This is a genomic window from Exiguobacterium antarcticum DSM 14480, from assembly GCF_000685865.1.
GTDB lineage: Bacteria > Bacillota > Bacilli > Exiguobacteriales > Exiguobacteriaceae > Exiguobacterium_A > Exiguobacterium_A antarcticum.
This window is the reverse complement of the sequence record NZ_JMKS01000001.1, coordinates 60,178-72,922: the sequence shown is the minus strand read 5'-3', so window position 1 is coordinate 72,922 and position 12,745 is coordinate 60,178. Positions and strand designations below refer to the sequence as shown.

Annotated in this window: 19 protein-coding genes; 14 read left to right on the top strand and 5 right to left on the bottom strand. The window is 41.7% G+C overall.

What is annotated here, in order from left to right; all coding sequences use genetic code 11:
- Positions 1–7: 7 nt before the first annotated feature.
- From P404_RS0100490 to P404_RS0100475, 4 genes are read left to right on the top strand one after another with little or no spacing between them, the layout of a single operon-like run.
- Positions 8–574: a hypothetical protein gene (locus P404_RS0100490; protein WP_026829688.1), complete on the top strand. Its 567-nt coding sequence runs from the start codon at positions 8–10 to the stop codon at positions 572–574.
- Between the two features lie 26 nt (positions 575–600).
- Positions 601–1,287, top strand: a complete 687-nt coding sequence (locus P404_RS0100485) for a hypothetical protein (protein WP_026829687.1) — start codon at positions 601–603, stop codon at positions 1,285–1,287.
- Positions 1,284–1,508, top strand: a complete 225-nt coding sequence (locus P404_RS17095; RefSeq protein ID WP_034773858.1) for a hypothetical protein — start codon at positions 1,284–1,286, stop codon at positions 1,506–1,508. The genes P404_RS0100485 and P404_RS17095 overlap by 4 nt, the downstream gene beginning before the upstream one ends.
- On the top strand, positions 1,489–1,935 hold the full coding sequence (locus P404_RS0100475; RefSeq protein ID WP_026829686.1) for a DUF4304 domain-containing protein: 447 nt from the start codon (positions 1,489–1,491) through the stop codon (positions 1,933–1,935). Before P404_RS17095 ends, P404_RS0100475 begins: the two co-directional genes overlap by 20 nt.
- 65 nt (positions 1,936–2,000) lie before the next feature.
- Here the strand turns inward: P404_RS0100475 and P404_RS18700 are convergent, their stop codons facing one another.
- The gene (locus P404_RS18700) at positions 2,001–2,189 is read right to left on the bottom strand and encodes a hypothetical protein (RefSeq protein ID WP_209548445.1); all 189 of its coding nucleotides are present in this window, start codon (positions 2,187–2,189) and stop codon (positions 2,001–2,003) included.
- A gap of 102 nt (positions 2,190–2,291) precedes the next feature.
- On the opposite strand from P404_RS18700, the gene P404_RS0100470 reads away from it, so the two are divergent.
- From P404_RS0100470 to P404_RS17950, 3 genes are all read left to right on the top strand, one after another.
- Positions 2,292–2,771 carry a hypothetical protein gene (locus P404_RS0100470; protein WP_026829685.1) on the top strand — a complete coding sequence of 160 codons (480 nt, stop codon included), beginning with the start codon at positions 2,292–2,294 and terminating at the stop codon, positions 2,769–2,771.
- A gap of 142 nt (positions 2,772–2,913) precedes the next feature.
- Positions 2,914–3,669 carry a hypothetical protein gene (locus tag P404_RS0100465; RefSeq protein ID WP_026829684.1) on the top strand — a complete coding sequence of 252 codons (756 nt, stop codon included), beginning with the start codon at positions 2,914–2,916 and terminating at the stop codon, positions 3,667–3,669.
- Positions 3,670–3,743: 74 nt separating this feature from the next.
- Complete coding sequence (locus P404_RS17950) at positions 3,744–4,802, top strand: hypothetical protein (protein WP_051590435.1); 1,059 nt, start codon at positions 3,744–3,746, stop codon at positions 4,800–4,802.
- 44 nt (positions 4,803–4,846) lie between these two features.
- Here the strand turns inward: P404_RS17950 and P404_RS0100455 are convergent, their stop codons facing one another.
- Together P404_RS0100455 and P404_RS0100450 are read right to left on the bottom strand one after the other, a co-directional pair.
- Complete coding sequence (locus P404_RS0100455) at positions 4,847–5,203, bottom strand: hypothetical protein (RefSeq protein ID WP_026829682.1); 357 nt, start codon at positions 5,201–5,203, stop codon at positions 4,847–4,849.
- Between the two features lie 21 nt (positions 5,204–5,224).
- A complete protein-coding gene (locus P404_RS0100450; RefSeq protein WP_026829681.1) occupies positions 5,225–5,647 on the bottom strand; it encodes a hypothetical protein in 423 nt (140 codons plus the stop codon).
- Between the two features lie 104 nt (positions 5,648–5,751).
- On the opposite strand from P404_RS0100450, the gene P404_RS0100445 reads away from it, so the two are divergent.
- From P404_RS0100445 to P404_RS17090, 4 genes are all read left to right on the top strand, one after another.
- Positions 5,752–6,462 (top strand): hypothetical protein, encoded by a 711-nt coding sequence (locus tag P404_RS0100445; RefSeq protein ID WP_236624176.1) that lies wholly within the window; start codon positions 5,752–5,754, stop codon positions 6,460–6,462.
- Positions 6,463–6,535: 73 nt separating this feature from the next.
- Complete coding sequence (locus P404_RS0100440) at positions 6,536–7,237, top strand: hypothetical protein (protein ID WP_026829679.1); 702 nt, start codon at positions 6,536–6,538, stop codon at positions 7,235–7,237.
- 32 nt (positions 7,238–7,269) lie between these two features.
- Entirely contained in the window at positions 7,270–7,962 is a 693-nt protein-coding gene (locus tag P404_RS0100435; RefSeq protein WP_026829678.1) for a hypothetical protein, read from the top strand.
- Positions 7,963–8,018: 56 nt separating this feature from the next.
- A complete protein-coding gene (locus P404_RS17090) occupies positions 8,019–8,504 on the top strand; it encodes a DUF2691 family protein (protein ID WP_051590434.1) in 486 nt (161 codons plus the stop codon).
- Between the two features lie 186 nt (positions 8,505–8,690).
- Here the strand turns inward: P404_RS17090 and P404_RS17085 are convergent, their stop codons facing one another.
- Positions 8,691–9,431: a transposase gene (locus P404_RS17085; RefSeq protein ID WP_236624174.1), complete on the bottom strand. Its 741-nt coding sequence runs from the start codon at positions 9,429–9,431 to the stop codon at positions 8,691–8,693.
- A 152-nt stretch (positions 9,432–9,583) separates the two neighbouring features.
- Between P404_RS17085 and istA the strand changes: the two genes are divergently transcribed.
- Together istA and istB are read left to right on the top strand one after the other, a co-directional pair.
- On the top strand, positions 9,584–11,020 hold the full coding sequence (istA, locus tag P404_RS0100420) for an IS21 family transposase (protein WP_026829677.1): 1,437 nt from the start codon (positions 9,584–9,586) through the stop codon (positions 11,018–11,020).
- An 11-nt stretch (positions 11,021–11,031) separates the two neighbouring features.
- Positions 11,032–11,733, top strand: coding sequence for an IS21-like element helper ATPase IstB (istB, locus tag P404_RS0100415; protein ID WP_034773873.1), 702 nt, complete (start codon positions 11,032–11,034; stop codon positions 11,731–11,733).
- On the opposite strand, the gene P404_RS0100410 is transcribed toward istB, so the two are convergent.
- Positions 11,722–12,216 carry a transposase family protein gene (locus tag P404_RS0100410; RefSeq protein WP_026829675.1) on the bottom strand — a complete coding sequence of 165 codons (495 nt, stop codon included), beginning with the start codon at positions 12,214–12,216 and terminating at the stop codon, positions 11,722–11,724. The two genes, istB and P404_RS0100410, sit on opposite strands and share 12 nt — an antisense overlap.
- Before the next feature lie 235 nt (positions 12,217–12,451).
- On the opposite strand from P404_RS0100410, the gene P404_RS0100405 reads away from it, so the two are divergent.
- The gene (locus P404_RS0100405; protein WP_026829674.1) at positions 12,452–12,709 is read left to right on the top strand and encodes a hypothetical protein; all 258 of its coding nucleotides are present in this window, start codon (positions 12,452–12,454) and stop codon (positions 12,707–12,709) included.
- Positions 12,710–12,745 lie beyond the last annotated feature (36 nt).

Genomic DNA, 12,745 nt, shown 5'->3' with positions numbered 1-12,745 from the left:
TATCCTGATGATCATACTTAGAAAGCAAATCGGCAGCTTGATGTATTCCTGGACCATTTATCGCGACGGCCGGACGGTTCAGGCATTTTTTGGAGTCAATGAACCATGGATGCTTGATGAAGATATTGATGAAAAAACGGAAGAACGGTTTACGTTTCGTTTTCAAGCCCGACGTCGCGTGAAGGAACTGATTGCCGAGAAGCAGGCAGACGGGTATCAACAGGAAATCACACCGGATCCGGTGCCGAGTCAAGAAGAACAGTTGACGTTTCACAAGAGGGCGACATGGTTTGCGTATGTACTTTTCGGAGTGGGATTGATTCCGATTGTAACACCTTGGACTTTATCTCCGTACGTGATAGTCATCCTTGCAGTACCCTTCCTCATCATGTCGACGAGCGGAAAAATGCTGCCGTTTTGGGTCAAAGCGATGTGCTTTATCAGTTACTTCCTGATTAACATCAGTTACAGACAGGCACCGGACATAAAATATTTGGACGCCGGTCTGTTACTCGTAACGGGTGTGTTCCTGTTTGTGTATATGAAAAAAAGCAAAAAACGTTTTAACGCGTAAGCTGACGAGAAGCGGGAGGATCAGGCATGCCATCAACATTTTTAAAGCAATTGCTGCAAGAGGAAGAGCGTTCAGACTTCGCATCATTACGTTTCGCTTATCTTGCAAAACAACAGGGATTGCGAAACGTGTTTTTACAGCAGATGAACACCTTTATAGCGGAAGCACTTGCATGGGATGTCAAGAGGCAACGGCAGTTTACGGATGGTCTGCTGACCGCATGTGAACGGGAGGAAGCAGTACAGGACTTGTTGATTCATCCGCTGAAGGAGAGGTTATTGAAGCCTGTCCTGAAACAATGGATGAATGATTTGCCGGAAGACGTACGACCGTATCGGTGGTTTGGGATCTTCTCTTTTGAAGAAGACAACCGTCTTGAATATCTGCAGACGGCGATTGACCGCGGCGGTCGGCAGGAACGACTGGCGATCGAGACGATGATTCGTCATCTGTTGAATTGGCTGTGGTACGCCTTCCATCATCTCAATGAAGATTTGTATTTAAGTGAGACGGAGGACGATGCGGAGACGCTGCAGGAAACCCGTTTGTTGATGGATCAACTCGGTGATTCGGTTCAAAAGGCCGAGTTCATGGAAGAGTGGCAGGAACACGCCCGGACGTATGAACTTTGGCTGCGCTTTTTAGAAGAAGAGACGGAAGGCTTCATGGAGTGGCGGGAACGACTAGAAAAGCAGGGAGAGAATAAACAATGAATACCCCATACGATCCATATAAAAAAACAGAACTGTGGAACGTCATTTCGGAAGCGATTGACGAATTGGTTGAAAACGATGACTTGGAGGAACGGACGACCCATGATCATATCGTCGGATACCTCTGTCAAAAAGTCTCATCTAGCCTAATGGAGAAGGGGGAACTGAGTAGTGGGAATCGTACCGGTAGGAAATCGAAAGATGATGACTCAAGCGATTAAAAAAATTATTGTCCCTGAATTAAGGAAACAAGGGTTTAAAGGAAGCTATCCACATTTCAGACGGAAACAAGATACCCATCAGGAACTCTTGACGTTTTATATTACAAAGTACAGTGAAAATTTTTACATCGAGACGGGAGTCATTCCGTTAACCGGTTATCTTAACTATGAAGGGGATCTCATTCCTCCAAGTAAAGTGACAGTCTTTTCTTTAAAAGGGAATGAGAGATTTATAGTCGGGTCAGACGTTGTAGCTAATCATGATGGAATGTATTTTATGATGAAAGGACTATCTTCTGAAGAAGAGCACGAACAACTGGCTGAAGAAGCTTTTACATACTTGAAAACGAGTGAACCGGACTGGATAGCCCGTTGCTCCGAATGGAATAAAAAATTGTATGAATCGTTTGATGAGGAAGACGCGTAAAAGAAAACAGCTATGTTTACTTCTAAGTAGAAAAAATCAATTTATTAAATACTGAGGAAATCTTTCTATTTCCGTTTGGTGCTGCCGTCCAGTTGATGGGGGACGGCCACTTCAAGGTTCGCGTACGACGCGATGCAGATCAGGTCACCGGTATTTTGCTGGTTATCGGGGAACATGAAGATTTTGAAGAGGACTTCGAATAATTCAATACCAGTGATTAAAAGCGTCTCACCTAAACTTGTTGAAGTAACCATTCAAGTAGAGGGTGAGATGTTTTAGTATCCAGATTCGAAAAATTGATCACAGGATATTAAAGAGAATTTAAAAGACGAGCTAATGCAGAGAGGACTATGCCGATGAAAACAACGTATTCCTATGAAGAACTTCTGAATTTTGATGACCCGTTTGAATATGAAATTGGTCTTCCGTTAAAAATCAGCGACCTGCCCTCATCCGTGATGGAAGAAGATATTCCGGACAGTAAAACGAAACTGCTTGAGAAGCTCGCGGAAGGTTACTCCTTGATCATTCAAAAACCGCGGATTCCAACTGAAAAGGTGTTTTCCGCGTTTCAACTGTTGGACGAAAATGAATTCATGAAGTTGTATGTGGTAGACGAAACAGCCTTTACTGAAGCATTGTGGGATCTTTTGTATGAGCGTGAATACGACCTTCACTGGGCTTTCTTTTTACTAAAAGAGATGAAAGATGTCGTTTTCGAATTGTCCTATACGGGTGGAGAAACTCGCGCTCTGACTCTTTCAGGTCTGAACGCAAATACCCTGATTCATCTACGGCTTGAAGTAGACCAAAGCGTGACCTGTAGGTGGGATTGAATAGATAGAAAAATCCCAACGATGATTCAAAGACAAGTTTAACGGTATACCCTTAGTAGTCGAACGATGCGATTGGTGAATGGGGCTTTGGGTTTACAACATACTAATGAATGAGGTAAGCCAAGGGTTAGGAGGGACAAAAGTGGAATTTCAGAGTGGTGAATGGATTGATGTCTACCGGGAGCTGTTACCGCATGACGATTGGCAAAAGCTCGTCCGAATTCAGGTGACTCAGCATAGCTATCCTTTTGAAGTTAAGTTGTTGGAATGTCCGGTGAAACAAAACCGCAATACCTACGATTTATCAGATTGGACGGTCTTGTCGCATGTCATTATGACAGATACTTCGCAACTGAAGACATTTCTAAATCAACTTGAAATCGAACAGATAGGGATGTCAGCCGAGTCGAAGACGATTCTCAGCATTGGGAAACACGGGCAGGAAATCGTTCGCGTTACTAACGATAGTGTCTCAATGTATGGTGTCTTCTATGAGGAACTAAGAGAGTCGGGTACGGAGTACGAAAACTTTTTTGATGCTGTCTTACCGTATGCGACGTTCCCGGTTGAGGTCGTCTTTTGCGGCCGTGGCGTTTTAAATGATGAGGACTCGATCCATGCGATGACATTAACCGATACGAATTGGCAAGCCGTCTTCGAAAATCGTTTGTTGCATTTGCTGAACCGAAAAGAAATCACTTCTGGATTCCTGCCAACGAACTACTCAAAGCCTTCTCGACGAACGCTCGAGAACTTCATGACAGAGTTCATGTTGTGCATGCCATATAACTTTATTGTGACACGCGATGCAAATGGACGGTTTGGTATGCTCGATCATTTCTGTACCAATGGAAAGATTGCGCACTTTGGAAATACAGACGATATTCAACATGCGTAAATAACTGGATCATTATGCATAGGGAAGTTTCGTTTAGTGAATGTGGAGCAAGCAGGATACGTGGAGGAATTCTTATGCTATACATCTATCTCGAAGAACATACCGATCATAAAAAAGTGATCAAGGACCGCTATCTAGACATCGATAAATCAGATCGCATCAAGTCGATCTATTCGATGGGGTGCATCCCGAATGATGAGAAAAGAGACTATCAAGGTGACTCGAATGCTGTATTGAAGCATTTTTTGATGTGCTTGAATCGTTACCCGGTCTTCGTGACGTTTGGTGGCGGTTTTACAGATGAGGATGTAGAGGCGTTCTTTCATCAGGAGAAGTTGTCTTACACGAAGATTAAACCGGATAAGCAAAGACCTTATTACAGCGTTCAAGTGAACGATGCAAGCGAACTGGAACGTCTGTTAGACGAAACGTACTGGTATGCTGCCGCAAACGACTTTTACTTCCTATCGTTTACGAATCTCCTGACGTTTGAGTCGAGAATGGTCAAAGGATGGTTTTTCAAAAAAGAACGTGTCGTTTCTGTCATTCATACAACGGAAGAAATGTCTTTCATCACGATCGAACATGATTTCATGGGCTATTATCTGTTTTCGAATGAAGCCTGTTTCGATACAGAGGACAAGGTGAAAGCGTTTCTGCCTGAAGGTGACGGCATCGACTACTATGAGCAAGAAAAATCAAAATCGGCAAATCTTAAAGAAAGGGGAGGAAAAAATATGTTTGGTATCAGTACGAGCTTAAAAGAATTTCCGGAAGAAGAAAAAGATATTCTCCGTTACCCGAGTCGCGTCCACATTTTTTTGATTCAAGACTTCTCCAGCGTTTCTGATCGTTGTGATTTACTGATTCATTTGGATTCCTATTCTGATAAATTGTTTTTAGCAAGAGAAGTAAACGAGCTGATTGGAATTTGTGAACTACTTATTCAACGGTATTGTACGCCGAATGAAGCATGGTTAGTGAATCAGGCACATTATTATCCAAACGAACCTTGGATGATCCATCAATCAAATGAGTTAATAATGGAGCTACATCAATTTTTAGAATTGCTTAAGCGAATGTGCATCGAGTCTGTATACCAGAACGCGTTGATTTGTTTTTGGGGTGACTGATTCACTAAAATGTAATCCGTTAATTAGTTGCTTAAAAATCACTCTCAGGATAATCCTAGGAATAAAATCAGTCGATCTTGATAAACAGCCTGTATACACATACTTTTTAATTTTTGCAAAAAATAATGCAAATCTTGAATGAGAGGGTCTGCTGACTTCAACTTCCATGGTTCATGAGGGAAACAATGTCGATGAGAAAGAACCTCACAAATACCAAGAAGTTCAAGGACTTCAGTGGGCTTGAATAGTTTATCTTCGTATTCATCCAGTTGGATGAGTAAAGCGCAGCGGTGCTTAATGACCTCAGCATCCTGAGATAAAAAAATTTGTAGGTGATCGCGATAGATTAACGTCTCCTCTTGATCTGAAATATCGATTAAATCGTTTCTAATCAAAAACATCTGCAAGTCCTCCTTCGTATTTTAGTGATAAGCAGGTTTCTTCAGTAAATAACGGGGCGGGGCTCCGAATGACTGTTCTGCTTCAAAGTAAGCGAGTTCACCGGGAATGCAGGAAATGATGGAAGAAAACCCAAATCCGACGGCGTGTTCAAGCGCTTCTTTCAGAGGCAATTCTTTTCCATTGATCACTTCATTCTCTGACAAGCAGTAACAGGTATCCGGCGCACCATGCTTTTTTAATAGACCGTAAATGTCTTCGTACCACGAATTGGGTAGGGTGATTTCAATTAAGTACTCGTTTTTGAGCATATTTTTATAGAGATGATCCAGTCGATAGAGGGCTTGATCCCGTTTTTTAGGCGAAAACAGTTCATGGAGTACACGCTCTTGCACCCGTTTGACGAAGAATGATTTAACGAGAATCGCTTCCTGTTCTTTATTCATATCTCGATTTCCTTTCTATTCAAGCACTCCGGCATGAAGATTCATTAAAAGTTCAAATACTTTATGATTATTATAGCAATCCCGTATGAGAAGGAGATGAACATTTGAATTACATATCTGCAGGATATTTTCTTGTTATGCCAACACCCCGTAAAGATTATATGGATGAAAAGATTGTTCCTGAAACCGTGCTATCAGTGAGTGGTTGTCTTTGTAAGCAATATCCTGATACCAGTATCTTATGGGGAAATTCTGAAGTGAAAAAAGAACGCTATATGGATCAACTCGGTCTTTCGCTTAACACCTTTCAGTTATTCGAACATTGGATAGAAGAACATAGGAATACTGGTGATGTTTTGTTTCCTCAAGTATTTTCTGATTTACATTCTGCGGGAGATTTTTTAAATCGTTTTTTGATCCAGATTCCTGATATACGCATCATCAGCATTGGATTACCTGAACGTTATAAATCAGATTTTCTTGAAGATATAGAATTGTTTAGCAGTAAAAATCCTGAACCATATGGAGTGGAAAAAATGTTGTTACAGCACCACCCACCTGAGAAGGATGGAGCAAAAAAAGTAGGATACGAAGTTTTAGGATTTGACTCTGGCTCGTTTCATTCTTACTTGTGCAATGGATTAGAGCGTGATTTTCGTCAACATTTTAATTTTTCACCAAATCGTTATGGGTTGATTGATTCGATAGAAGAAGCTGATCGTTATTCAGATTATTGTAATGAATTAGGCGAAGAAGAGACAGAATCCGTACTATGGTTTCCATGGGCCATTTTTGAACACAAGAGGAGCACATAAAAATCAATGGATACTTTATTAAATTTTTAAGCTGGCAATGGCTTTTAGTCTAATTTATGAGGAGGATTGAAAAATGTTGAAATCTAAAGATCAACTGGAACAGCATGTGAACCAATTTAGAAATACACTCTATCAATTCGAAAAAGAAATGGATTATGAATTCTCAGTTAATGAATGGCGTTATCTTCTTGAGCATGGACTGAATAGCTTCCTGAGTACACGAAAAGATGAACAACAAATGATTTCAAATGTCTCCATTCGTACGAAAAAAAGACCTTCCCGGTGGAAGCTATCATCAGGAGTCGTATATGCCATTCCGTTACCTCGACTTGGTGGGTACGGATATGCAGAAATGAGAGTCTCTAAAGACGAGAACCATGAGACTGGAAAACTAGAATCTATGGACTATATCCAATATTATAATCTCAGAACGGAAACGATGCTCTCGCTTCAAGAACTAGATGAGAAACATCCAGACCCTTGTATCATTATGGATACTGGATACTACGGAATTACCGAAGGGGAATGGACAGTACTCGGAAAACGGCATCGGGAAGAAGGGACTTTCGAAACGCCGTTACTTTTTGGGAGTGTACCTAGCTTGGATTCCGATGAAGAATACTACTATATTACTAGCGGGATATATGGGGAGAGATTTTTCGTAGATGAAGAAGAGGCACAATCAATCATAAACCCATCTGCGACATGTGGTGATTTATCTGCTGTTTACAAATACGAAAAACGATTGAAAGAAATTAATAATAAGTTGAAGTAGTAGCTACGAAATAAAGTGAGGAGGATTGAATAATGTCGAATCCTAAAGAAGAACTAGAAAAGCATGTGAACCAATTTAGAAATACACTCTATCAATTCGAAAAAGAAGTGAATTATGAATTCTCAGTTGATGAATGGCGTTATCTTCTTGAGCATGGACTAAACAGCCTCCTGAGTATACGAAAAGATGAACAACAAATGATTTCAAACGTCTCCATTCGTACGAAAAAAAGACCTTCCCGGTGGAAGCTATCATCAGGAGTCGTATACGCCATTCCGTTACCTCGACTCGGTGGTTACGGGTATGGGGAAATGAGAGTCTCTAAAGATGAAAATCATGAGACTGGAAAACTAGAATTTATGGACTATATCCAATATTATAATCTCAGAACGGAGAAGGTTCTCACACTACATGAATTAGATCGAAAAAATCCAGAATCATGCATTGTAATTCGAACGGGTTACTATGGCATAAAAGAAGGGGAATGGATTGTACTTGGAAAACGGCATCGAGAAGAAGGTACGTTTCTAACTCCTTTATTTTTTGATACTTTAGAATCCAATGAGGAAGAATACTTTATTACGAAGGGTTTATGGGGATCGAGAGTTTTTGTGAATGAAAAAGAGGCAAAAGCGGTCATAAACCCATATGGCTCAAGTGGTGATGTAGCTGCTGTTTACGAATACGAAGAACGACTGAAAGAAATCAATGACAATTTGGAGTGACCATCTATTCTGTAATCGCTGATCTGTTTAGGATTTTTAGAGATGAGGTGGATGACGTGAAAGTTGGTATCGAATTTAAAATACCTAATAATTTTGGTAAGTATATCAATGATATCTTAAATCCAATTGATATAACGCAGTATAATTGGAGAGTAGATTGGATCGAAATGTACATAAAAGAAGATAGGGATATAAAGGATCACACTATTGAAAACTTAAAAGAATTTAATATTCCGGATTATGAGATTGTGGAAGGAAGAGAATTAGAAAGAATACTGAATATTGATGAATATTATATAATTTTTTGTGGCTTGCAAGCATTTCATGATTCTCTGCCGGTTGAAGTAAATACATACAGTGAATATTTGAATAGTGATTGTACATTCTGTCTGACCATAGACGATTGTACGAATGTCATCTTGTTATGTAAGGATGTCGATTTATTAGAACAGTTGTCTGACAATGCTATGCGGAGTGATTTCAAAAACATAGAGTACATACTCGAAGATGATCCGTACTCCAAAAGAGTAGCAATCCCTTGAGTGTACATTTTTCAGTAGAAGCTTTATTCACTCGTATCAAAACGAGTAACACATGGAGGTTAAATCATGAATTATCTTGATCATTTAGAGAAGTAATTTGGAAGGTTTACATTACGATCTCTAAACATTTAATTTGGGATTTTTTTCATTAATGAAGGCTCATCACCATAACACGTGGTTGCTATTTTAACGACCAATCTCAAGGCGCAATCTCAAAAAGAATCGTTCGAGGTTTCGGTAGCCATAACCACGACGTTTAATGAGCTTAATCTTATTGTTCGTCCCTTCCATTTTCCCATTCGATAGTGTCGATACAATGGTGTGACGCATCGCTTCTTCACGGCCACGAATCGCTTTCGCGATTTTCGCAAGAGGTCCGCACGGATGGAACTGATAACGTTCCAGCCAGTCTTTCAGTCTTCGGCATGCCTGCCCGTCGCACGTTGCTTTCAACACATATCGGATATGTTGGAGTCCTTGATAAAGATCCCGGGTAAACGAGTCTTCTAGAATACAAGAATGGGCGGCCTCTCGATCTTCAAGAGCCAATGCTTCCGGACGACAAGCGAGAGCACGATCAATCACACGAACATGATGATGGCGTCTTGCCTCGTTCAAAAAACGACGCCGGCGGCGAAGAGCATCCGTAAAGAACTGGATGAGATGAAAACGATCCAGCACATGCGCTGCATTCGGGAAGACACGAGTAGTTGCCTTCGCCATCGCAGGTGCAAAATCACTGACGACAGAACGAACATCTCCCAGTACACCTTGAAGCGCAGCCGTAATCGCCGATACGTCCCGGCCCGGGACGATAGACAGAAGACGTCCAGTCTTGGCATCAAGAACGATCGTCGCATAGTGGTGTCCTTTTCTCGTGGCGAACTCATCGACGAGGATGTGTGTCGCCTGTCCCACTGTATCCACTTGTGTAATGCAAAATAGGAGTGCAGACTTGTGCGACGGAAACGTACACAGTTCTGCACTCCTTTTGCGAAAAAAGAAAAAGACTTGCCAGCACCCACAAATTCATCCTAACGTTTAAGTTGCGAAACAAGAACGTGAAGGAGATGAAAGGAATGCTAACAATGTCTGAAATCAATTGTATCAAATTTTTAAGGAACCATAAATCCTATTCCATCAATAAGATTGCGAAAGATCTTAACCTGAACTGGCGAACTGCTAAAAAATATGCCGATGAGTCTTTTCTACCAAAAGAAAGTCATTCTTCAAAGCGTGGCATGATGTATGGCACCCGTTGGGGCGAAATGATCGAGGACTGGCTACAGGAAGATGCGATGATGAAAAAGAAACAACGACGAACCAATAAAAAACTATATGAGACATTATGTACATATGGATTTGAAGGGTCCTACCGGACCGTCTGTCAATTCATCAAAGAATGGCGCCTAGGTCGCGATGTAGAAAACGATAGTCGATTCGAGCGGTTGGCCCACCCGCCCGGAGAAGCACAGGTAGATTTTGGCGTCATGGAAGTCGTGAAGGACAGTCATGCGGTCGATGTGCATTGCTTGATCCTATCCATGCCGTATAGCAATCGAACAGCTGCGGTTGCATTACCAGCAGAGAACCAAGAATGTTTCCTGACCGGATTGAAGAGACTGTTCGAAGAAATCGGAGGCGTGCCGCAACAATTACGAATCGACAATCTCCCAGCAGCCGTCGCTAAAGTACGGACAACAAAGGAAGATGCCATTTATACGGACGCTTTTCAGCAATTCGTAACGCACTATGGTTTCCAAGTTCAAAGCTGTAATCCGTATAGTGGGAATGAGAAAGGAAGCGTCGAAAACAAGGTTGGATATGTCCGTTACAACTTCCTGGTTCCTTCTCCCGTCATGAATGACTTCGAATCATTGAACAGACGCCTCGCATCATCCCTCAGGGATGACATGGAACGTATACATTATGAAAAGAAAGTACGTATCAAGGATCTCGTTGTGGAAGAGAAAAAGCATCTCCTTCGACTGCCGGAAGAAGACTTTCCGGTGTTCAAGGAGGAACTGTTGAAGGTAAACAAATATGGAGAAGTGACCATCGATCAAACGAAGATTCTCGTTCCATCTGGTTCTCGACATGGACAAGTGAGAGCAATCCTAAAATGGGACGATATGAAAATCATTTCTCGTCACGGAGAAATCCTGTACGAAGAAAAGCGACCTTATATGATGACGAAACGGGCGTTACCTTGGGAAAGCATTCTCAACGAATGGTACAAAAAGCCGCGTAGTTATGGTCATTCACGCCACGCAGAGTACCTCCCTGGACGAATTCGAGAGTATCTGAACATCCAGAATCTGATGATACGGAGAGAAAGACTGGGATGGCTACGATCTAGATTAGTCCTGCATTCAATCACTGAAATCGATGAACGATTGTATGAGCTACTGAGCCAGAGCGATGCCTATTCTGACATCGAAGAGCATCCCTACGATGTCGACTGGAGTAAGTATGACAGTTTGAATCGACCATGGCAGAGTGAGGTGCAGCCGTGAATCTAAAAGAGATGTGCAAATCCCTTCGGCTCGCTTACGTCGCTGAAATTTACGAATCGATTCCGATGGAATCGTCCGAGACGTTTCTCACGACACTTTTTGAAATGGAGATGAGACTTCGTGAAGAAGCGAAGGCAGAGAGGCTCATAAAAAAAGCAAAATTCATCAACAATAAATCACTTGAAGACTATCGCTGGCATGACAACATCTACTTTCCTCGTCATCTCAAGAAAGAAGAATTGATGTCGCTCTCTTTCATCGATCATCAGCAAAACGTAGTGCTCACAGGTGCCCCCGGCACTGGTAAGACACATCTTGCGATTGGTTTAGGACGGGAAGCTTGTCGTAAAGGAAAAGAAGTACGTTTCTTTCGTGTTTCGGAGCTCGTAGAGCAACTCACCAAAGCATGGCGTGATGGGAAGCTGAGTAGCTTCCATACACGCCTCGATTCTGCGGATCTTATCGTCTTGGATGAAATGGGCTATCTTCCATTATCCAAAGAGTCAGCAGAGCTCCTGTTCCATCTCATTACAGACTGGTACGAAAAGAAAAGTATCATCATCACATCGAATCTAGAATTCAGTCAATGGAATCGTGTTTTCGCAGATCCTAGATTAACGTCAGCACTCGTTGATCGTGTGATTCATCATGCGCACATTCTGACCTTCACAGGCGATAGTTATCGTGTCACACATGCATTATCAAGAAATTAAATATTTACTGGCAAAGTTCTGTACTTTTTTCTGCAATTCACTGCACAAACCTATTGCAAAATACACCACTGAAGCGTACTGATAAAACCACCGTTCCACAGTCGTATAAGGAAGTTCATATTCATGCGCAACATCTGAAATTGTCCGGCCATGGCACCGTTCTGTGATGCCTTTTCGGAACACTTCGGTAGAAGTACGGACGAGTCCGAGACCGTAGTCATATACGAACGTCAAATCACAAGAGAGGCATCTTTGACGTGGGACATCCAGTTCGATCCACAAGGCACCGACTCCCCACGCATGACCGTGTCGAAAACGACGACGCTTTTTCGAATGCAGGATGGTCTTTTTTTCGCATAGCGGACAAGGGATTTCATGTGTATCAGGAATGACAGGAAATACGTGCGGTTCTTCATCGGACGACATCTGGATTTGAAAAAGGGCTGGAAGCGGAAGAATTAATTTGATAAACTGTTGGGACAAGGCGAAAACTCCAATCGTGGTTTGTCTAGACAACAATTACGATACCGGGGTTTTCGCTTTTTTTCTATGTTCGATTTAAAATCCGATGGATTTTATGTGTCAACCACACCTTATGGTGATGAGCCCTAATGAAACTTAATAAAGGAAAATATCGTATTTATTAGTAGTATAATATCTTTATCAAAATTAACTTGCTATCTAATGAAAATGAATACATATCTTGGAGGAACCGATCGTGATCTTACCATTCATCAGTCTTGCTGCCGGACTCTTTTTGCTGATGTTAGGAACGTACTTCATCCGATGTAAGCATGCAAACAAAACGCCGCTATCTGGACATGGAGACGGGGTCAATCATGTCGATTCGTTTGTGCTCAGTGTCTTCTTATCAATTGGTGTCATCCTCTTTAGTTCATTATCCGTCAGACAATACGGTTTTTTCTGCTTAGCAGGAGGAGTGCTTTTACTGTATGGTGTCAATGCAGTTTGGTAAGGAAAAGAGAAGAAACAGGAGGCTGGAATCATTCAT

Bases quoted from the DNA above. Each gene is read 5' to 3' on its own strand.
- P404_RS18700 (WP_209548445.1), bottom strand. From the start codon at position 2,189: ATGGTTACTTCAACAAGTTTAGGTGAGACGCTTTTAATCACTGGTATT.
- P404_RS0100440 (WP_026829679.1), top strand. From the start codon at position 6,536: ATGTTGAAATCTAAAGATCAACTGGAACAGCATGTGAACCAATTTAGA.
- P404_RS0100475 (WP_026829686.1), top strand. From the start codon at position 1,489: ATGATGACTCAAGCGATTAAAAAAATTATTGTCCCTGAATTAAGGAAA.
- istA (WP_026829677.1), top strand. From the start codon at position 9,584: ATGCTAACAATGTCTGAAATCAATTGTATCAAATTTTTAAGGAACCAT.
- P404_RS0100490 (WP_026829688.1), top strand. From the start codon at position 8: ATGATCATACTTAGAAAGCAAATCGGCAGCTTGATGTATTCCTGGACC.
- istB (WP_034773873.1), top strand. From the start codon at position 11,032: ATGTGCAAATCCCTTCGGCTCGCTTACGTCGCTGAAATTTACGAATCG.
- P404_RS17950 (WP_051590435.1), top strand. From the start codon at position 3,744: ATGCTATACATCTATCTCGAAGAACATACCGATCATAAAAAAGTGATC.
- P404_RS0100485 (WP_026829687.1), top strand. From the start codon at position 601: ATGCCATCAACATTTTTAAAGCAATTGCTGCAAGAGGAAGAGCGTTCA.
- P404_RS0100470 (WP_026829685.1), top strand. From the start codon at position 2,292: ATGAAAACAACGTATTCCTATGAAGAACTTCTGAATTTTGATGACCCG.
- P404_RS0100450 (WP_026829681.1), bottom strand. From the start codon at position 5,647: ATGAATAAAGAACAGGAAGCGATTCTCGTTAAATCATTCTTCGTCAAA.
- P404_RS0100455 (WP_026829682.1), bottom strand. From the start codon at position 5,203: ATGTTTTTGATTAGAAACGATTTAATCGATATTTCAGATCAAGAGGAG.
- P404_RS17095 (WP_034773858.1), top strand. From the start codon at position 1,284: ATGAATACCCCATACGATCCATATAAAAAAACAGAACTGTGGAACGTC.
- P404_RS0100435 (WP_026829678.1), top strand. From the start codon at position 7,270: ATGTCGAATCCTAAAGAAGAACTAGAAAAGCATGTGAACCAATTTAGA.